Annotated in this window: 21 protein-coding genes; 9 read left to right on the top strand and 12 right to left on the bottom strand. The window is 44.5% G+C overall.

Annotated features, from left to right (window positions below; all coding sequences use genetic code 11):
- Position 1: 1 nt before the first annotated feature.
- Both purE and I6L24_RS04030 read right to left on the bottom strand, forming a co-directional pair.
- On the bottom strand, positions 2-514 hold the full coding sequence (gene purE, locus I6L24_RS04035) for a 5-(carboxyamino)imidazole ribonucleotide mutase (RefSeq protein ID WP_005094870.1): 513 nt from the start codon (positions 512-514) through the stop codon (positions 2-4).
- A gap of 199 nt (positions 515-713) precedes the next feature.
- The gene (locus tag I6L24_RS04030) at positions 714-1,055 is read right to left on the bottom strand and encodes a DMT family protein (RefSeq protein ID WP_004647146.1); all 342 of its coding nucleotides are present in this window, start codon (positions 1,053-1,055) and stop codon (positions 714-716) included.
- Positions 1,056-1,297: 242 nt separating this feature from the next.
- Here I6L24_RS04030 and mpl point away from each other — a divergent pair, with 242 nt between their 5' ends.
- A complete protein-coding gene (gene mpl / locus I6L24_RS04025) occupies positions 1,298-2,662 on the top strand; it encodes a UDP-N-acetylmuramate:L-alanyl-gamma-D-glutamyl-meso-diaminopimelate ligase (RefSeq protein ID WP_004281908.1) in 1,365 nt (454 codons plus the stop codon).
- Between the two features lie 358 nt (positions 2,663-3,020).
- Positions 3,021-4,103 carry a zinc-dependent alcohol dehydrogenase family protein gene (locus I6L24_RS04020; RefSeq protein WP_004281911.1) on the top strand — a complete coding sequence of 361 codons (1,083 nt, stop codon included), beginning with the start codon at positions 3,021-3,023 and terminating at the stop codon, positions 4,101-4,103.
- A 62-nt stretch (positions 4,104-4,165) separates the two neighbouring features.
- Here the strand turns inward: I6L24_RS04020 and I6L24_RS04015 are convergent, their stop codons facing one another.
- Positions 4,166-4,639, bottom strand: a complete 474-nt coding sequence (locus I6L24_RS04015) for a BLUF domain-containing protein (RefSeq protein WP_004281912.1) — start codon at positions 4,637-4,639, stop codon at positions 4,166-4,168.
- Between the two features lie 196 nt (positions 4,640-4,835).
- On the opposite strand from I6L24_RS04015, the gene I6L24_RS04010 reads away from it, so the two are divergent.
- Entirely contained in the window at positions 4,836-5,183 is a 348-nt protein-coding gene (locus I6L24_RS04010; RefSeq protein WP_004281915.1) for a hypothetical protein, read from the top strand.
- Here I6L24_RS04010 and I6L24_RS04005 read toward each other — a convergent pair.
- Positions 5,176-5,466 carry a GNAT family N-acetyltransferase gene (locus I6L24_RS04005; protein WP_216986457.1) on the bottom strand — a complete coding sequence of 97 codons (291 nt, stop codon included), beginning with the start codon at positions 5,464-5,466 and terminating at the stop codon, positions 5,176-5,178. The two genes, I6L24_RS04010 and I6L24_RS04005, sit on opposite strands and share 8 nt — an antisense overlap.
- Positions 5,467-5,497: 31 nt before the next feature.
- The gene (locus I6L24_RS04000; protein WP_005094867.1) at positions 5,498-5,776 is read right to left on the bottom strand and encodes a GNAT family N-acetyltransferase; all 279 of its coding nucleotides are present in this window, start codon (positions 5,774-5,776) and stop codon (positions 5,498-5,500) included.
- 155 nt (positions 5,777-5,931) lie between these two features.
- Here I6L24_RS04000 and I6L24_RS03995 point away from each other — a divergent pair, with 155 nt between their 5' ends.
- Positions 5,932-7,125, top strand: a complete 1,194-nt coding sequence (locus tag I6L24_RS03995; protein ID WP_004281920.1) for a sugar transporter — start codon at positions 5,932-5,934, stop codon at positions 7,123-7,125.
- Positions 7,126-7,456: 331 nt separating this feature from the next.
- Positions 7,457-8,422: a TerC family protein gene (locus I6L24_RS03990; protein WP_005094866.1), complete on the top strand. Its 966-nt coding sequence runs from the start codon at positions 7,457-7,459 to the stop codon at positions 8,420-8,422.
- Positions 8,423-8,461: 39 nt separating this feature from the next.
- Here I6L24_RS03990 and I6L24_RS03985 read toward each other — a convergent pair whose 3' ends face one another.
- Positions 8,462-9,034, bottom strand: coding sequence for a nucleotidyltransferase family protein (locus tag I6L24_RS03985; RefSeq protein ID WP_005094863.1), 573 nt, complete (start codon positions 9,032-9,034; stop codon positions 8,462-8,464).
- Positions 9,035-9,132: 98 nt separating this feature from the next.
- On the opposite strand from I6L24_RS03985, the gene guaD reads away from it, so the two are divergent.
- The 3 genes from guaD (at position 9,133) to I6L24_RS03970 (ending at position 11,643) form a co-directional block, all read left to right on the top strand.
- Positions 9,133-10,461 carry a guanine deaminase gene (gene guaD / locus I6L24_RS03980; RefSeq protein ID WP_168386689.1) on the top strand — a complete coding sequence of 443 codons (1,329 nt, stop codon included), beginning with the start codon at positions 9,133-9,135 and terminating at the stop codon, positions 10,459-10,461.
- 224 nt (positions 10,462-10,685) lie between these two features.
- Positions 10,686-11,213, top strand: coding sequence for a hypoxanthine phosphoribosyltransferase (gene hpt, locus I6L24_RS03975; protein ID WP_004281925.1), 528 nt, complete (start codon positions 10,686-10,688; stop codon positions 11,211-11,213).
- Positions 11,214-11,385: 172 nt separating this feature from the next.
- A complete protein-coding gene (locus I6L24_RS03970; RefSeq protein WP_004281926.1) occupies positions 11,386-11,643 on the top strand; it encodes a GlsB/YeaQ/YmgE family stress response membrane protein in 258 nt (85 codons plus the stop codon).
- 100 nt (positions 11,644-11,743) lie between these two features.
- Here I6L24_RS03970 and I6L24_RS03965 read toward each other — a convergent pair whose 3' ends face one another.
- On the bottom strand, positions 11,744-12,445 hold the full coding sequence (locus tag I6L24_RS03965) for a DsbC family protein (RefSeq protein ID WP_004281927.1): 702 nt from the start codon (positions 12,443-12,445) through the stop codon (positions 11,744-11,746).
- A 345-nt stretch (positions 12,446-12,790) separates the two neighbouring features.
- Here I6L24_RS03965 and I6L24_RS03960 point away from each other — a divergent pair, with 345 nt between their 5' ends.
- Positions 12,791-13,969: an MFS transporter gene (locus tag I6L24_RS03960; protein WP_458773136.1), complete on the top strand. Its 1,179-nt coding sequence runs from the start codon at positions 12,791-12,793 to the stop codon at positions 13,967-13,969.
- Positions 13,970-14,013: 44 nt separating this feature from the next.
- Here I6L24_RS03960 and mnmE read toward each other — a convergent pair whose 3' ends face one another.
- The 5 genes from mnmE to rpmH all read right to left on the bottom strand — a co-directional run bounded on the left by mnmE (position 14,014) and on the right by rpmH (position 18,120).
- On the bottom strand, positions 14,014-15,372 hold the full coding sequence (gene mnmE, locus I6L24_RS03955) for a tRNA uridine-5-carboxymethylaminomethyl(34) synthesis GTPase MnmE (RefSeq protein WP_004281929.1): 1,359 nt from the start codon (positions 15,370-15,372) through the stop codon (positions 14,014-14,016).
- Positions 15,373-15,464: 92 nt separating this feature from the next.
- Positions 15,465-17,228: a membrane protein insertase YidC gene (yidC, locus tag I6L24_RS03950; RefSeq protein WP_168386688.1), complete on the bottom strand. Its 1,764-nt coding sequence runs from the start codon at positions 17,226-17,228 to the stop codon at positions 15,465-15,467.
- A gap of 5 nt (positions 17,229-17,233) precedes the next feature.
- On the bottom strand, positions 17,234-17,554 hold the full coding sequence (gene yidD / locus I6L24_RS03945) for a membrane protein insertion efficiency factor YidD (protein ID WP_004281931.1): 321 nt from the start codon (positions 17,552-17,554) through the stop codon (positions 17,234-17,236).
- Positions 17,555-17,563: 9 nt separating this feature from the next.
- A complete protein-coding gene (gene rnpA / locus I6L24_RS03940) occupies positions 17,564-17,956 on the bottom strand; it encodes a ribonuclease P protein component (RefSeq protein ID WP_004281932.1) in 393 nt (130 codons plus the stop codon).
- A 29-nt stretch (positions 17,957-17,985) separates the two neighbouring features.
- On the bottom strand, positions 17,986-18,120 hold the full coding sequence (rpmH, locus tag I6L24_RS03935; protein ID WP_000831329.1) for a 50S ribosomal protein L34: 135 nt from the start codon (positions 18,118-18,120) through the stop codon (positions 17,986-17,988).
- Between the last annotated feature and the right edge of the window lie 168 nt (positions 18,121-18,288).

Raw genomic sequence — 18,288 nt, 5'->3', positions numbered from 1 at the left:
CTTAAGCTTGGCCTGGAATATTGTTACTTGCCACTTTATCTGTTTGCGCTGCACGGAAATCTGCAACATTTTTTGCGATTTCTGGACGGGTCAAACCCAGAATTTGCGCGGCCATAATGGCAGCATTGGTGGCACCGGCAGGACCGATGGCCAAGGTACCCACCGCAATACCGGCTGGCATTTGCACAATAGACAGCAATGAATCAACACCGTTTAAAATCGAAGATTTCACCGGTACACCCAAAACTGGAAGATCAGTTTTCGCTGCACACATACCCGGTAAATGCGCTGCGCCACCTGCACCGGCAATAATTACATGAATACCACGATCACGCGCTTGCTCGGCATATTCAAACAGGCGGTCTGGGGTACGGTGTGCAGAAACAACTTCGGCTTCAAATGGGACACCAAGCTGCTTGAGCATATTGGCAGTGTGTTCGAGAGTTGCCCAATCTGATTGAGAACCCATGATAATACCTACGAGAGGAGTATCTTGTGCAGCAGCCGCATTCATTGCAAATTTTCCAGAGATTAAAGTGAGATAAAGATAAATCTCGACGAGAGAGCCAAGCTTGAATAGGAGTGCGTATTATAGACTGAAAATTCAGCTTCATAAAATTTAACGGTCAAAGCAAGGCTCGATTTTTCTTGTTTTTTTATCGAATTTTCAAAAACTGTAATAAAAATAGGGGAGTATCTGCAGTTACAACTATTTAAGAACTGCGGAATACAAAATAGACACATCCACACAGACATAAAGCAGCCCAGAGATAATCCAGTTTAAAGGGCTGTTTAAACATAAAAATCATAAAAGGAACAAAGACTAGTAAGGTCACGACTTCCTGGGTGATTTTCATTTGACCGACTGCCAGGCCTTGCTGCGCCAGTAATTTGGTCGCTGGAATCATCAGACTATATTCAAACAGGGCAATGGCCCAGCTGAACAAAATCGCTTGCCAGAGCGGTGCATCATGCGGCAAAAATTTTAAATGCCCATACCAGGCCAGGGTCATAAAACAGTTGGCAATTACCAGAAGAAATAAAGCCGGCAGCATTTGCATGCACTCTGCAAAAAAGTCGAACTTATTTTACGGTTTATTTGGCGAAAAGATATTGCATCGCTTTGAAATTTTCTTTGAATTTATCCGTGAAACAGGATTTAAAAAATCCCACAACAAGGCCAGAATTTTCACTATCTTTTCAGCTAAAGCCTTGCTATCGTTGCTTGCAAATTGAATAAATCATGACAACAGCACCAATATAAAGTGATGGGTCAGACAGGAACGGAGTAAAGTAGATGCATCTGCATATTTTGGGTATTTGTGGCACCTTTATGGGCTCGTTAGCGCTACTTGCACGCGATCTGGGCCACCAGGTAACAGGTTCAGACCTGAATGTGTATCCACCCATGTCGACCCAACTTGAAAATGCGGGCATCACTTTAATGCAGGGTTATGACCGCAGTCATTTACAGCCTCATCCGGATCTGGTGATCGTCGGCAATGCCATGAAGCGTGGTATTGATGCAGTCGAATATATGCTGAATGCAGGTCTGCCTTATATTTCAGGTCCGCAGTTCCTGGCTGATCATGTTCTGCAAGGTAAACACGTGCTGGGTGTCGCCGGAACACATGGTAAAACCACGACCACCACGATGCTGGCTTGGGTACTGGATCAAGCCGGTCTGGAGCCAGGTTTTCTGATTGGCGGTGTGCCATTGGGCTTTTCGGAAAGTGCGCGTCTCGGTGGTGGGAAATATTTCTGTGTCGAAGCCGATGAATACGATTCTGCTTTCTTCGACAAGCGTTCCAAGTTCGTGCATTACCATCCAAAAACCGCAATTTTAAATAACCTGGAATTTGACCATGCCGATATCTTCGATGATCTAGCCGCAATTCAAAAGCAGTTCCATCATCTAGTTCGTACCATTCCAAGTGAAGGCCGGATTATCGCGCCGATTACTGAAAGCAATATTGATGAAGTGCTGGAGCAGGGCTGCTGGACACCTGTAGTACGCACCAGTCTGGATGCCAATGAAAAAGCTAAGCTGTATGCAGAACAATTGTCAGCAGATGGTTCACATTTCAAAGTGCTGCAACAGGGCGTGGTCAAAGGCGAAGTACAATGGAATATGACTGGACAGCATTCGGTGGCCAATGCCTTGGCCACGATTGCTGCCGCTGAACATGTCGGCGTATCGATTGAAACTGCCTGTGAAGCACTATCGAATTTTGGTGGGGTGAAACGCCGTATGGAACTGTTAGGCACAGTCCGTGGTATCGAGGTTTATGATGATTTCGCCCATCATCCGACGGCGATTGATACGACCTTAGAAGGTGCGCGCAAACGTCTAGGGGAACGCAAACTCTGGGCAATTATTGAACCACGTTCCAATACCATGCGCATGGGCAGTCATAAAGATGGCTTGGCTCATTCAGCACGTCTGGCCGATGAAGTGATCTGGTATCAACCGGAAGGACTGGACTGGGATCTGCAACCGGTCATTGAGGCTGCGCCAAACAAGGCCAAAGTTGCACGCACACTGGATGACATCATTCAGACCGTGGTAGCAGAGGCAGGCGAGGGCGATGCCGTAGTAATTATGTCGAATGGTGGTTTTGGTGGTTTGCATCAGAAGCTGATTACTGTTTTACAAGCATAAAACAGATTTAAGTGAAGTGAAGAAGCCCGCCTAGCGGGCTTTTTTTAGCATATTAAAACGTTGATTGAGAAAAAGTGAACCGTTGTTCTGATCCTGCAATCCTATGATTTAAACATTGACCCAAAGAGCAGATTTATCTCTGAACCCTCCCTGATGATCTTTTGTTGCAATCTGTACACAAGACTCATTGCAGCGCCATATCACTCAAGGCACAATCGAGAAGAACACAGGTATCTATAGGCCTGAAAGCCAGATCATAAATCAGCCCATCGCTGTCACTATATAAAAGCAATCGAGGCGTTCATTATTCTCGCTGAGTCAGGTCATTCTCATTCCTCATTCCATTAGGAGATGTGTCATGACAACGATGAAAGCGATGGTCTATTACGGCGCAAATGATATCCGCTTTGAAGACCGCCCAGTTCCCACCATTTTGCATCCCAGCGATGCCATCATTAAACTGGAAAAAGTTACCATCTGCGGTACCGACTTGGGTATCTGGAAAGGTAAAAACCCGGAAATTGAGCAGGAGGCTACGCGTAAAGAGGGCAGCTTTAAGGGACGTATTTTAGGTCACGAAGGTATTGGCATTGTGGAAGAAGTTGGTTCCGCCGTGCAAAACTTTAAAAAGGGCGACCGGGTGATTATTTCCTGTGTCAGCCGCTGCGGAACCTGTGAAAACTGCCAGAAACAGCTCTATGCCCATTGTCGCAATGAAGGCGGCTGGATCATGGGTTATATGATTGATGGCACCCATGCCGAATATGTACGCACGCCCTTTGCCGATACCTCACTCTATCATTTACCCGATGGCCTGAATCAAGATGTGGCCGTATTCCTCTCAGATATCCTGCCAACTTCACATGAAATTGGGGTGCAATATGGCGATGTCAAACCAGGCGACAATGTCGCGATTGTCGGGGCAGGGCCAATCGGCATGAGTTGTCTGCTCACCGCACAGTTTTATTCACCCGCCAATATTATTATGGTGGATATGGATGATAATCGGCTGGAATTTGCCAAGACTGTCGGCGCGACGCATATCATCAACTCTGCCAAAGAAGATGCCATTCAAAAGATTCTAGAGATTACCGATGGACGCGGGGTCGACTGTGCCATTGAAGCAGTGGGGGTGGAGCCTACCTGGAATATTTGCCAGCATGTCGTGAAGGAGGGCGGGCATATTGCCAACGTCGGCGTACATGGTAAACCGGTGAGTTTTGAACTGAACAAACTCTGGATTAAAAACCTGACCATCACCACCGGCCTGGTGAATGCCAATACCACAGGGATGTTGCTGAAAACCTGCTGTTCCGGCAAATTGCCCCTAGAAAAACTGGCGACCCATCATTTTAAATTTTCCGATTTTGAAAAAGCCTATGATGTCTTTAAACATGCCTCTGATGAAAAGGCCTTAAAAGTCATGATTGACATGACCTAATCCACATCAGACAAAAAAGTCCGCCATGCGGACTTTTTTATTTTCAGCTTTGATCCATCAGATCAAAAATAGGGGACATAACCACGCTGCTTATAACCTTTTGGCGATGCCAAACTGGCCTGATTTTCTTCCAGGCGATACAGTACTTTGAGGAATTCGGCAATTCCTGACTGCTGTAAGGCATGCGGATCAAATTGCTTCAAACCTAAACGTGAAAATAAAGAAGAAATTTCACTGTGTTTATGCACATATTTCATTGACCATTCCGAGAAATGGGAATGCTCTACCATCGCATCTGCAAAACGCAAGATATTGTGATGGCGGGGATCCCGACAAATGCTCTGAAATAAACTTTCCACTACTTCAGCCTGACCTTCAAGGCACTGGAAAAATTTGCCATGGGAATAATACAACACCCCATGAATCTGATGCTGAAGATTGAACTTCCGGGCAGTGGCTAAAATATCGCTCAAATCTTGTAACAACTCTTGTTCAGATTCTATGCGTTCACTAGCATAGCAAAGCTGTAGCATCATGCCATCTCCCTAGAGGGAAGAATTAAAAATACAATTTAATCAATAATTTTAAATTAAGTCGACTATTTTTTGAGCAAACATCCGTTTTTGCTTACACGGTTTTCAGTTTGCATTTCTGGATTAAACTTTTAACAATAGTCCCTAAATTATTAAACGAATATTTTCATACACCTACCGTAAGCATGAGGATCACCTGATGTTAAAAGATCTGATTTTAACCCTCGCCTTGTTATGTGTGTGTTTTGTCCTGATGATCACTTTAAATAACTGGCAATTCAGTGCTCAAACCAATTTGCTGATCAGTTCAATTTTTATTAGCTGGACGATCTTGAAATTTGTTGGGCATCGTATTTATTTTCATGCCAGTTACCTGCTGATCATGGCAATTTTAGTGATGCTGCAACAGTTTGAAGAAATTTTCTGGGCGATGACCGGGGTGATGGCAGGTTTCGGTTTATATACCCTGTTACAGGTTATATTGATTCCTGCCTTGAAAGAAAAACTGCATTTATCTTTCGGGAAATCCTCTTGGGTAGTTAAATAGCCGTTGCTGCGACATCTGCCAGACTTCGGTCACGTTTAAACATGACATCCACATAGGAACATTGCGGGATGATGGTTAAACTTTTTTCACGGGCAAAATCAACCAGTACATCCAGCATTTTTCGGGCAATACCTTGGCCACGCAGGGAATCATCGACCCAGGTATGATCGGCAATGATGACGGCATCGCCCCGCCATTGATAAGTAATCTCCGCCAGGCGGCGTCCTTGATCTTCCATAAAAAATACACCACCACATTTTGAATCTTGATATTTAATTTCCATACAAATCTAAACCTTTGTTGTCATTTTAAAATTATAAAACATCATTAAAGCGAGGCTCTCGCTCGAACACGGATTTGGCAAAAGGGCATTTTGGAATAATCCTGATGCCGTGTTCACGGGCAAAATTCACAGCGGCCTCGACCAGATAATACCCGACGTGCTGGCCGCGTAGACTGTCATCGACCCAGGTGTGTTCAATCACTAATTGATCTTCATTTACTCTGGAATAACTCATTTCTGCCAGACGTTTTTCATTTGGCTCTACAAACCATAAACCTCCAGTGTCCTGTTGCTGATGCTCGATCAACATGCCGATCCTCTCCTTGTTTTTAAGCCAGACTGACATATTTTTCCCTGCTCTATTGTTAGATTTCTTTTAAAGGATTGTGAATCTGTCCTTCTGACCAATACCGCATTTTGCTCAACAGGTTTAAACTGCCGGCCGGTTCTTTTTATCAGATATGTATGTCTAGCTCTTCTTCCACCTCTTCGGTGACACGTCAATGGGTTTGTGTGATTGCTTTAGCCTCTGCTGCCTTTATTTTCAATACCACCGAATTTATCCCGGTGGCGCTATTAAGTGATATTGGTACCAGTTTTGCCATGTCACCGACCCAGGTCGGGTGGATGCTGACAATTTATGCCTGGGTCGTGGCGCTGCTTTCTTTGCCAATGATGTTACTGACCAAAAATATTGAACGGCGCTTTCTGCTGATGGTTTTATTTGCGGTGTTTATTTTCAGTCATGTGCTGTCCTATTTTGCCTGGAGCTTTAGCATTCTGGTGCTGAGCCGGATTGGTATTGCCGTGGCGCATGCGCTGTTCTGGTCAATTACGGCGTCACTTGCTGTGCGGGTTGCGCCAAAGGGCAAAAAATTTCAGGCATTGGGCTTATTGGCTACCGGTACCGCCATGGCGATGGTCTTGGGAATTCCCTTTGGCCGGATGATCGGGGAGGCCTATGGCTGGCGCAATAGTTTTGCCTTGATCGCAGTTGTGGCAAGCGTGGTCTGCGTACTGCTGGCCAAAACCTTGCCTTTATTGCCAAGTGTTAATTCAGGTTCACTCAGCAGTTTAAAAAGCTTGCTAAAACGTCCCAGCCTGATGCTGGTCTTTGCGCTTACCGTGCTTGTGATTAGTGCGCAATTTACCGCCTATAGTTATATTGAACCCTTTGCGCTGAATATTGCGCAATTCAGCTCTGCACAGACCACCAGCTTATTGCTGATTTATGGCGGTGCGGGCCTGATCGGGTCTTATGTATTTGGCCGCTTTGCACCGCATTTTCCCCGACTCACCATTCCGCTATTTACACTCGGGCTAGGGATCTCGCTGCTGTTATTGCTGCCACTGTCTCAAGGTGTATTTCAGCTTAATAGCTTGGCGTTAATCTGGGGCATCAGCATTATTGGGTTTAGTCTGGCTCTACAAGCCAAGACCTTAAATCTGGCTTCTGATGCAACCGATGTCGCCATGGCAATTTTTTCAGGTCTGTACAATGTCGGGATTGGTGGCGGTGCCTTACTCGGCGGTCTGGTAACGGCACATATCGGATTACATAGTATTGGCTGGGTAGGAGCAATCTTGGCCAGCTTGGGTTTTCTGATCAGCTTATACCTGATTCAGCGTCCGGATTTCTTAGGTAAGAAAGCGCCTTGAAGCATGATTTTTGTAAATGAAATTGTAGTCTTAGCAAAAATCTGTCATGCTTGCTGCACATTGAGCTACCGCTCAAATAAAATTTAGTTTGAACAAGGGGAGTAGCCTCCTCCAAGCGTTTAAGAATGAAATTTCAATTTTTAAACGTGTCAGAATATCGTCATTACACTTTGCAAAAAGTCGGTATCTGAGCATCTTGAAGTCACACTTTATATAAAAAAGTGGAACAGTAAGATGTAGGCAAGACCTTGATCATGTTGTTATAGATGTTTTTCATCTGGCAACTGGTCAAGGTTTTTTTATGGCTAGTTGTCCGATGTGGAGAATTCACATGGAAACCATTGGTACACTCTGGCTGTATCTCGTCTTTTTCGCGATTGTCGCAGTCATGCTGGTAATCGATTTTGTCGGCTTTAAGCATCAGCATGGTCAGGAAGTTAAAGTCCGAACTGCTGCCTACTGGAGTATTGCCTGGGTCAGTGTCGCGACTTTATTTGGTGGCGGCTTATGGCTGTATCTGGAGCAGACCGCAGGCACGGCAATTGCTAATGCCAAGGTTATGGAATACTTTGCCGGTTATCTGCTGGAAAAATCCCTAGCGATTGATAACGTCTTTGTCTGGCTGATGATCTTCGCGGCCTTCGCCATTCCACCCGCATTGCAACGCAAGCTGCTGTTATATGGCGTACTGGGTGCGATTGTACTCAGAACCATCTTTATTTTTATTGGCGCCTGGTTTGTACAGGAATTCTCTTGGATTCTGTATATCTTCGGTGCGTTCCTGGTGTATACCGGCTTCAAATTCCTTCGTGGTCAGCATGAAGAAGACAGCAATATTGAAGATATGGCGATTCTGAAATGGCTACGTAAACATATGCGTATTACCCCGCAACTTCAGGGCGACAAATTCTTTGTCCGTCAGAATGGTTTGCTCTGGGCAACGCCGTTGTTCTTGGTCCTGATCCTGGTTGAAGCCTCTGATGTGATCTTTGCCGTCGATTCTATTCCAGCTATTTTTGCCGTCACCACCGATCCCTTTATTGTCCTTACCGCAAACCTGATGGCGATTTTAGGCCTACGCGCGATGTTCTTCCTGCTCTCGGGCGCAGCCTCAAAAATGCATTATCTGCCTTATGGTCTCGGGATCATTCTGGTCTTTATCGGCTTTAAAATGCTGATGCTGGATGTGTTCCATATGCCGATCTGGATTTCTTTGAGCTTTATTGTGATTGTCCTCACTGTGACCGCGATCTTGTCGATTCGTCATAGTAAGAGGCATAACGAAACCACCCTGTAAAAAGTAATCATCAAAAAAGCCTGCATCAGCAGGCTTTTTTTATTGTTCTATCAGGGATAATTTGGGCCATTTTTGCAAAAACTGTTTGCTCAGCATGCGTTGTTCAAACACGGCATAACTGACTAAATTCGGATTCCAACGCAGCTTTAACTCAAATAAATCTGCTAAACCGAAAGGAGCAATCAACTCCAATTCATCATCTTTTAGGCGCAGTGCCAAGGCCGTGACAGTTTCTGGCCATAATGACAGCGCATGATCAATTGAAGTTAAAGGCTCAATATTTTCATTTTGATCGGTACGATACCACTCATGTACAAAGGCTTGATTGGTCACATCCCAACGGATATCTGGAAAATACTCTTTTAACCGATCTGCAAGTTGCTGTTCTATAACGCGAGCCTGCTCATTTTCATCATAGAAAATCACATCGACCTCAGTATGATTTATTTCATATTCCCATCCATGTAAATGCGCCCAGATCACATGACGTAACACACCCGCTGCGACATAAGCGTCAGAGTGTAATTGTGCTAACTGATGCAAGATGCGCATTAATGTGGGCTGCGCACACACGATCTGTTGAAATTGATCATAATAATTGGATGGGGTCATAGAAGAATCTGGATCGCTATTTAAATATGAATGTTCATACAAACATGGCAATTTTTTCAGCTACAATCAATCGAAAAAATTAAAAGCGTAGGTTTAAAATGTCTTCTGTAATTGCAACGACAGCGATCCGTGGTCGCTTCCTCGACATTCAGAATACAGTTGCCCAAGCACGTGATATACACGACCAAGTGCGATATGTAGAAGATGGTATAGTCATCATTCACGAAGGTAAAATCCAGTGGTTTGGTCCTTGGCAAGAAGGGCAGTCACGACTTCCTACCAACGCTGAATTACAGCACTATCCAGATCAACTGATTGTTCCCGGTTTTATCGACACCCATATTCATTTCCCGCAAACGGAAATGGTCGGGGCTTATGGTGAACAGCTGCTGGAATGGTTAAATACCTATACATTCCCCACTGAAATCCAGTTTCAAGATGCATCGTACAGCGAAAAAATTGCCGAATTTTTCGTGCAGGAATTGCTTAAAAATGGCACCACCACTGCACTGGTCTTTTGTACCGTTCATCCTGAATCCGTAGATGCTTTATTTAATGCGGCAACCATGCGCAATATGCGTCTGATCGCGGGTAAAGTCTTGATGGATCGTCATGCTCCGGAAGCACTAACAGATACAGCAGAAACAGCTTATACAGATTCTAAAGCGCTGATTGAAAAATGGCACGGACAGGGGCGGAACCTGTATGCGATTACCCCACGCTTTGCACCAACCTCAACACCTGAACAACTACAAAAAGCCGGACAGCTCAAAGCCGAATATCCGGATGTCTATGTACATACCCATTTAAGTGAAAATAAAAATGAAATTGCTTGGGTAAAAGAACTCTTTCCTGAACGTGAAAGTTATTTGGATGTTTATCATCATTATGGTTTAACCGGCAGTAAATCCGTCTTCGCGCATTGCGTGCATCTGGAAGATGAGGAGTGGGATTGTATGCATCAGACCGACTCCGCCATTGCTTTCTGTCCGACCTCAAATCTATTCCTTGGCAGTGGCTTATTTCCCCTGAAAAAAACTTGGGACAAAGGGGTCAAAGTCGGCTTAGGCACAGACATTGGAGCAGGAACATCATTTAATCAGCTGCAAACCCTGAATGAAGCCTATAAGGTGCAGCAGTTGCAGGGCGAAAAACTCTCCGCCTTTGAGGCCTTGTATCATGCCACTTTAGGCGGTGCCAAAGCCTTGAGTCTGGATGATCGCCTAGGGAACTTTAATATTGGCAAAGAAGCCGACTTTGTGGTGCTGAATCTCAATGCCACTGCCTTACAGCAGTTACGCCAGAGCAGAGCTAAAAATATTGAAGATGCATTTTTTGCACTGACCATGCTTGGCGATGACCGTAATATTGCAGCCACCTATGTCTATGGAGTAGCCGTCTATGTCAAAGCAGCAGCCAGTGAATAAAGCGACAAAACCCCGCCATCGTCAATACTTGCTCCTGTCTGCAATGGCGCTGGGCTGTGTTTTTTTACTGAAACGCGATTCAGCCGCGGCTAAAAAATGATTACATTTACAGCCAGCAAAACAGGTGCATCTCTGCTAGGGATGTATTAAAATTGCGACGTATTCAGGTGTTGCAGGTCAACACCTTTTTTATTTTGCTATTTTTACTTTTTAGGTATCTACCCATGACCGTCCAAATGAGCGTAATGATTTCCGCTGAAGAAATTCAAGCTAAAGTCAAAGAGCTTGGTGCTCAAATCAATGCACACTATGCCAATAGTGACAAAGAACTTGTGCTCATCGGTTTATTACGTGGTTCAGTGATTTTTATGGCTGATTTATGTCGTGTGATTTCAAAACCGCATGAATTGGATTTCATGACTGTGTCCAGTTATGGCGATGGCACGGTATCGTCACGTGATGTAAAAATCCTGAAAGATTTAGACGGTGAAATCCGTGGTAAAGATGTGTTAGTCGTTGAAGATATTATTGATTCAGGCAACACTTTAAGCAAGGTACTTGAAATCCTGCAAACCCGTGAACCCAATTCGATTCAACTGTGTACTTTGGTAAGTAAACCATCGCGTCGTGAAATCGATTTGAAGGTCGAATTTATGGGCTTTGAGGTTGAAGATAAATTTATCGTGGGTTATGGCTTAGACTATGACCAGAAGTACCGTCACCTGCCATTTATTGGTGAAATCGGTCTTTAAAATCAGGTTAAAAAAAGTGGCATAAGCCACTTTTTTTATACTTCAAATATAGAGAAAACCGGGAACAAAAAATAACATCTCGTTTCAGGATTCAACTTTTTATGATCCTGACTTTGTTTCAAGATGATTAAACAGATGTGAAAACAAAGATATGATAAGAAGGAGTATGCATATGTGGACAATTATTGTGGCGATCGTCATTGGTTTTGTAGCAGGTCTGATTGCACGTGCCATTCATCCTGGTAATGATAAGGCAGGTTTTATTATGACTACCTTACTGGGTATTGCCGGCTCCTTATTGGCGACTTTTGGTGGCCGTATGCTCGGTCTGTATTCGGCAGATTCCGCAGCAGGTCTGATTGCTTCCGTGATTGGTGCTGTGATTATTCTGTTTATTTATAATATGGTCACCAAACGCCGTACAGTCTAAACCATTCAGATGTTTCTGAGGTTGATTTGACGACCTGAATAAAAAAGCACCGGAAAGGTGCTTTTTTATATTGAGCGACTGATAGCTTTATTTAATTTTTTTATAAATTGAATTCTTTAAAGATCTGCTCAATCTGCTCTGCCGGATAGGCACCCATCACTTTAAAACCATTGGAAAAAATAATTGCAGGTGTCCCATTCACGCCCATAGACTGAGCCAGTTTTTTATTCTGTTCAATCGGATTGGCACAAGTTTTTTTCGATTTAGGTTGAATCCCTTGAGCAATCAGATCTTCCCATGCCTGAGCTGGATTAGACTCGCAATACACCTGTTTTGAAGGAGCCACCGACTGGGGTTTTAAAGGAAGAATAAAGGTATAAATCGTCAAATCATTCAGTTTTTTCAGCTCTAACTCAAGCTTTTTACAATACGGGCAATTTGGGTCAGAAAAGATGGCAATCTGACGTTTACCCGTACCTCTTACACTTTTTACAGCATCCTGAAGCGGTAATTTTTTCCAGTCGATACTATTTTGTTTCAGCATTAAATCACGGGTCAGATTATGTTGATCCTGAATCCGCAGCATCGGACCAGCAATCAGATGCTTGGCATCTTCATTCAGATAAACCACTTGGCCCTGCATGGAACCGCTATAGATACCTTTCATCTCGGTGGTCTGAATATTTTCAATTTTTAAATTGGGACTGTTTTTTGCCAAATTAGCTTGTACCGTATCAATATTGGCAAATGCAAAGCTTGAAATGAATGTACTTAAACTAATGATCAGTGTTTTTTTTAACATGAATGTTCTACATGAATTGGATAAGAATATGCTTCGATTCTAATCGCTCTGCTTTTAAATTTCTCAAACATTTATGTTACTGTTTATACCCAGTTAAATAAGCTCATCATGTTTCACGTGGAACACAATATATAAAGTTATACTTAACTCCAATATATCTAAAACCACATCATTATTCATATTAAATAATTGTTTTATATAATTAAAATATTTTAAATGATAAACATCTTACTAATTCAACCTTGACCGATTTTCTGTATCCATTCTAAACTGCAGACACTTTCTATTTTCCTCGCTACGCCCTGACATGGATTGGCCAAGGATCAACACTATAACGGCATTTTCATGACAATAACAACCAGCTGGCGACCGTTCTTGATGGTCAGCTTGGCTTTAATGATGGGAACGATTGGCACCGCTTTGGCCAGTCCGCTTTATCCGATTTATCAACAGCTCTGGCATTTGCTGCCCAGCCACATCACCTACATTTTTGTCGCCTATATGTTTGGCTGCCTCTCGACCTTGTTGTTTTTGGGCAGAACCAGTAACAGCATCGGGTTTTTACGAACCCTGCAAATTGGCCTGGCCCTGATCACGCTAGGTCTCATCATTTCCGTTTTTGCTCAGAATGCACTGATCCTCTCGATTGGCCGTTTTATTATTGGGATTGCCTCGGGCCTGATGACCACTTCTGCCATGATGGGTTTAATGCATACCATCCCAGAAAGCCATAAACACACTGCACCACAACTGATTTCAATCATTACTGCAATGGGTTTTGGTTTAGGACCCTTGGTCGGTGGCGTGATTGCGCAGTTTTCCGCTGCGCCTTTGGTAATGCCATATTTGCCAATTATTCTGGGTGCCGTGCTGTGTTTGATTGGCCTATTCTGGATTAAAGCACCCAAGTTTGAGGCACAGCCCTTTAGCATGGCGCCTAAACTGCAACGACCTGAATCGCAATTTCATCTGGTATTTATGATTATTGCAGTGACAGCTTTTAGTGCCTTTGCCGCCTTTAGCCTGTTTGCGTCCCTGTCACCATCCTTTGTCCGCAATATTTTACCTTGGCATGGTCCTTTGGTCAGTGGGCTGGCCATTACCAGTATTTTAGTCGTCTCAGTGATCGTGCAGTTTATGGCCAAAGCGGTCGCAGCGTCTAAATGTCTGAATATCGGCCTGATGATGATGTGCTTGAGCCTGATCATTTTAGCACTATGCATGTATTCGAAAATCAGCCTGCTATTTTTTATCAGTGATATTTGCTTTGGAATTGGCCATGGGTTTGCCCTGATGGGTGCTTTTGCACTGATTCATCAAATGACCAGCTTAGACAACCGTGCAGCCGTCATGTCGACCTATCTGTTTATTGCCTATCTGGGCACTATTGTCCCTATCATTGCTGTGGGTTATCTGGCCGATCACTGGGGGCTGGATTTCGCTGTGATCAGCTTTTGTATCGCGATCAGTCTATTGTGTTTTGCGCTGTGGTGGGCGTATCAAAAATCTCATCGACCAGCCTAAAAAAAGCCCTCAGTTGAGGGCTTTTTTGATGTTTTATTAAATAATTACTTTCCAATACAGAATGAACCGAAGATCTTGCCCAGCAGGTCATCTGCACTGAAATCACCAGTGATCTCACCCAATGCATTTTGCGCCAGACGTAAGGACTCCGCTACCAGTTCACCGGCGTTATACACCACCAGTTGTTCACACGCCTCAGCCAGATAGAGCTGAGTGCGCTTCATTGCATCTAAATGACGGGTACGTGCGATAAAGGTGTCTTCCTCAGGCTGGAAGCCTGCATGCGCTGTAATCGCCTCTATGAGCGCTTGAACGCCAGTTTCTTGCTTGGCAGAGACTGCAATATGCCGGAAACCATTTAAATCGCCAATCACGGCTTCAGCACCGGTCAGGTCGCATTTATTGCCAATTAGCATCAAACGTTTTGGCTCGATATGTTCGGCAAAATATTCTTGGGCGAGTTGCAGCGGATCTTCGCCCTGGCTTAAGTCATAGACCAAGAGTAATAAATCGGCCTGTTCAATTTCCTTAATCGCGCGGCGAATCCCTTCCTTTTCCACGATATCACCGGTTTCACGCAGACCAGCCGTATCGGTCAGGGTAATCGGTAAGCCATTTAAGGTAATTTTCTCATGCAGCACATCACGGGTGGTGCCAGCAATATCGGTCACAATCGCGCGTTCAATTCCGGCCAGCGCATTCAGTAGAGAGGATTTACCGGCATTCGGTTTACCTGCAATTACGACTTGCAAGCCTTCACGTAGAAGCTGTCCTTGACGTGCGGATTGCTGGACTTGAGTGACTGCACTGGATACGCCATCCAGCAGATTTAAAATCTTGCCATCTGCCAGAAAGTCGATTTCTTCTTCCGGAAAATCAATCGCGGCTTCCACATGCAGACGCAGATGAATCAGCTGCTCAAGGACTGCATTGACTTTGGTCGAGAAAGCTCCTTGCAGTGAACGCACCGCAGAACGTGCAGCCGCTTGCGAAGTTGCATCAATCAGGTCGGCAATTGCTTCAGCCTGCACCAGATCCAGCTTGCCATTTTCAAAGGCACGCATCGAGAATTCACCCGCTTTGGCTGCAGTGGCGCCCAGTTCCAGCAAACGGCCAAGCAGGGCGTTCTGAATCACCGGACCGCCATGACCTTGTAGCTCCACTACATCTTCACCGGTAAACGAGTTTGGATTCGGGAAGCAAATCGCCAGTCCTTCATCCATGACTTCACCTGCTGCATCGTAGAACTGGCGGAAACCGGCAAAACGGGCTTTAGGCAGCTCTTTTTGTGTCAGTTGCTGGGCAATTTCATAGGATTTCGGGCCTGACAGGCGAATCACCCCAACGCCGCCACGTCCTGGTGGAGTTGCAATCGCAGCAATAGTTGTGGTTCGGTTGAGCATAAAATTCACCTGCAAAGACTCAAAAGTACAGCCAAAAAAAATCCGCCTAAGATTACCATCTTAAGCGGATTTATTCAGCCTATCCGTACAACTTAGTTGACTGGAGTAACCTCATCACGTTTCGCGCGATCTTTGGTAACAGACTTGTTAATCAAAGTTTGTTGCAGAATCGTGATCAAGTTGTTGACGATCCAGTACAGAACCAAGCCTGCCGGGAAGAACAACAAGAATACGGTAAAGATAATCGGCATAAACTTGAAGACTTTTGCCTGCATTGGATCCGTCGGTTGTGGATTTAACGACTGTTGGATATACATCGTCAAGCCCATCAACAACGGCAGAATGAACCAAGGATCCATTGAAGACAAATCCTGAATCCACAGCATCCATGGCGCATGACGCAGTTCCACAGATTCCATCAATACCCAGTACAAGGCCAGGAAAATCGGCATTTGTAATAACAGTGGTAAACAGCCGGCAAGCGGATTGACCTGTTCACGTTTGTACAATGCCATCATTTCTTGAGAGAAGCGCATGCGATCTTCACCGAACTCTTCTTTCATGCGTTGCATTTCTGGCGCAATCACCCGCATTTTCGCCATAGAGCGATAGCTCTTCGACGACAATGGCCACAGGATCAGTTTCACCAGGATGGTCAACAGAATAATTGCCCAGCCCCAGTTACCCACCAGACCATGGAAGAACTCAAGACCGACAAACAGTAATTTCGCAATTGGCCATAACCAGCCATAATCAACGGTCTGGTTTAAACCCGCAGCCAAATCTTTCAGTTCTGACTGGATTTTTGGACCTGAATAGAAAGTCGCATCAATTTCAGCCACTGTACCTGCAGGCACATTGAAGGTCGGTGAGGTAAAACCAATGATGTTCATGTTATCGGTTGATTTACGTGATTCAAGCTTGGCGCTATAAGCTTCGCCATTGCCTTGAGTCAACTTCAGCTGACCTGGAACCCATGCACTGACAAAGTAGTGCTGTACCATTGCCACCCAACCACCTGTCGCTTCAGTACTGACTTTTTCTTCAACAAAGTTGTCGAATTTAAGCTTGTTGTACTGCTCGTCCGGGGTACCCCATGCACCGCCGAGGAATGTTCCCAGCGTGAAGATCCCTTGATCGGACTTGCCTGGATCTTCCGAGTTATCGCGTTTGATCTGACCGAACATCTGGCCTTGCCAGGTCTGGCCACTGCGGTTAACCACTTTGTGATTTACCACGACCGGATATTCACCTTCAGTGAAATTGAAGGTCTTAATGATCTCAATCCCGTCAGCGGTTTTAAACACTAGCGGTACAGACAATACTTTCAGGTTTTCACCATCTTTGGATTTGACTGTTTTCGCATCTGCCAGGGTATAAGCAGTTTTTTCCAGCTCATACATTGGACGGCCGTTACGGCTGCTGTCCGGTCCATTCAGACCGATCAGGCCAGACTGGGCGACATAAGTACGTTTCGCATCGCTTTCCAGCATGACGAAAGGTTCATCGCTGTCTTTGTTCTTGTCATGATTGAGTAATTCAATACGAACAATATCACCACCCTTCGGATTGATCCAAAGATGATAAAGGTCAGTTTGTACTGAAATAAGCTGCTGACTTACAGGTGCTGTGGCATCCGTGGCTTGCTGTGCTGGCACATTTGCTTGTGGCAGATCAGAGGCAACTGTAGCCGTCTGACCATTTGGCAAATCTGCAGATACGTCATGCGAAACAACAGCAGTTTCCTGCTGCGGTTTTGTTTCAGCATTTCCATAATCTTTTTGCCACGCCAAAATGAGCAAATATGCGACAACAAACATGGCTCCGAGAATTGCAATCCTGGCCCATTGTTGCATATGTATTACCCCAAGTGGTGAGAGTGATTTTGGTTCAATAAACGATCACGAAAGGGTACAGCAACGTGAAGCGTTTGAGAATCTATTTGCTGAAATGAAATAAAACGAATCGCTTTTGAGGGAACAGGATCATATCCCGAGCCCCCCCACGGATGACAACGGCAAATACGTTTAGTAGCCAGCCACACTCCACGCCCAGCGCCATGCATCTGGACTGCTTCCAAGGAATATTGAGAACAAGTTGGAATATAACGACAGCGCGGTCCAAGAAGAGGACTAATCGCAATCTGATAGAAACGGATCAACCAATGCAGTAAACGTACCATTGGCCAACTCTACTTTTGTGGGGAGGGGGCTATTTTTGAATGCTTTTTGGCGAGACGGTTAAGTTTCTGCCAGGCAAATTGTAATTGCTGGTGCAATTCTGCATTAGGCACTGCTTCAACACCCATTTTCGGCATGATTACAATGTCTAGGTCATCTAATTGCTGTTGATGCAGGCGAAAACTTTCGCGAGCAAGTCGTTTTACTCGATTTCTTTCGTGTGCACGTCGCACTTTCTTCTTGGCAACAACTAAACCCAAACGGCTATTTGGCAGTTCGGAATGTTTTGCAAGAAATAAGAAATGGGGTTGATGCACTTTAAAAAGCGCACCATCAAAGACACCTTTATAATCGGCAGCACAGCGTAATCGCAACTCTGTGCCAAAACTATAAAGTTTTGTCATAACACCCAAAATCGTCTTAGCGTAACTGATTAAACAGTTAAGCTATGACGACCTTTTGCACGACGGCGAGCTAATACTTGACGACCAGCTTTAGTAGCCATACGAGCACGGAAACCATGAACACGCTTACGCTTTAATTCAGACGGTTGGAATGTACGTTTCATATTGAAACTCCAAAAAATGATCTTTCTATGAAGGTCCGCGATTTTAGTGCTCATTGCTTGAGCTGTCAATGCAAAAGCGGTTTTCTTTTCAAATAAGATCAAAAAATATAAAGACCCTAGTTGTTCAGAGAACTGAATAAAAAATAGTTCAACTTAAGTTAATCACAA

This window comes from Acinetobacter lwoffii, from assembly GCF_019048525.1.
GTDB classification, from domain to species: Bacteria; Pseudomonadota; Gammaproteobacteria; order Pseudomonadales; family Moraxellaceae; genus Acinetobacter; species Acinetobacter lwoffii_K.
This window is presented reverse-complemented; position numbering and strand designations above follow the sequence as displayed.

Coding starts and splice junctions, on each gene's coding strand:
- purE (WP_005094870.1), bottom strand. CDS start 514: ATGAATGCGGCTGCTGCACAAGATACTCCTCTCGTAGGTATTATCATG.
- I6L24_RS04030 (WP_004647146.1), bottom strand. CDS start 1,055: ATGCTGCCGGCTTTATTTCTTCTGGTAATTGCCAACTGTTTTATGACC.
- mpl (WP_004281908.1), top strand. CDS start 1,298: ATGCATCTGCATATTTTGGGTATTTGTGGCACCTTTATGGGCTCGTTA.
- I6L24_RS04020 (WP_004281911.1), top strand. CDS start 3,021: ATGACAACGATGAAAGCGATGGTCTATTACGGCGCAAATGATATCCGC.
- I6L24_RS04015 (WP_004281912.1), bottom strand. CDS start 4,639: ATGATGCTACAGCTTTGCTATGCTAGTGAACGCATAGAATCTGAACAA.
- I6L24_RS04010 (WP_004281915.1), top strand. CDS start 4,836: ATGTTAAAAGATCTGATTTTAACCCTCGCCTTGTTATGTGTGTGTTTT.
- I6L24_RS04005 (WP_216986457.1), bottom strand. CDS start 5,466: ATGGAAATTAAATATCAAGATTCAAAATGTGGTGGTGTATTTTTTATG.
- I6L24_RS04000 (WP_005094867.1), bottom strand. CDS start 5,776: ATGTTGATCGAGCATCAGCAACAGGACACTGGAGGTTTATGGTTTGTA.
- I6L24_RS03995 (WP_004281920.1), top strand. CDS start 5,932: ATGTCTAGCTCTTCTTCCACCTCTTCGGTGACACGTCAATGGGTTTGT.
- I6L24_RS03990 (WP_005094866.1), top strand. CDS start 7,457: ATGGAAACCATTGGTACACTCTGGCTGTATCTCGTCTTTTTCGCGATT.
- I6L24_RS03985 (WP_005094863.1), bottom strand. CDS start 9,034: ATGACCCCATCCAATTATTATGATCAATTTCAACAGATCGTGTGTGCG.
- guaD (WP_168386689.1), top strand. CDS start 9,133: ATGTCTTCTGTAATTGCAACGACAGCGATCCGTGGTCGCTTCCTCGAC.
- hpt (WP_004281925.1), top strand. CDS start 10,686: ATGACCGTCCAAATGAGCGTAATGATTTCCGCTGAAGAAATTCAAGCT.
- I6L24_RS03970 (WP_004281926.1), top strand. CDS start 11,386: ATGTGGACAATTATTGTGGCGATCGTCATTGGTTTTGTAGCAGGTCTG.
- I6L24_RS03965 (WP_004281927.1), bottom strand. CDS start 12,445: ATGTTAAAAAAAACACTGATCATTAGTTTAAGTACATTCATTTCAAGC.
- I6L24_RS03960 (WP_458773136.1), top strand. CDS start 12,791: ATGACAATAACAACCAGCTGGCGACCGTTCTTGATGGTCAGCTTGGCT.
- mnmE (WP_004281929.1), bottom strand. CDS start 15,372: ATGCTCAACCGAACCACAACTATTGCTGCGATTGCAACTCCACCAGGA.
- yidC (WP_168386688.1), bottom strand. CDS start 17,228: ATGCAACAATGGGCCAGGATTGCAATTCTCGGAGCCATGTTTGTTGTC.
- yidD (WP_004281931.1), bottom strand. CDS start 17,554: ATGGTACGTTTACTGCATTGGTTGATCCGTTTCTATCAGATTGCGATT.
- rnpA (WP_004281932.1), bottom strand. CDS start 17,956: ATGACAAAACTTTATAGTTTTGGCACAGAGTTGCGATTACGCTGTGCT.
- rpmH (WP_000831329.1), bottom strand. CDS start 18,120: ATGAAACGTACATTCCAACCGTCTGAATTAAAGCGTAAGCGTGTTCAT.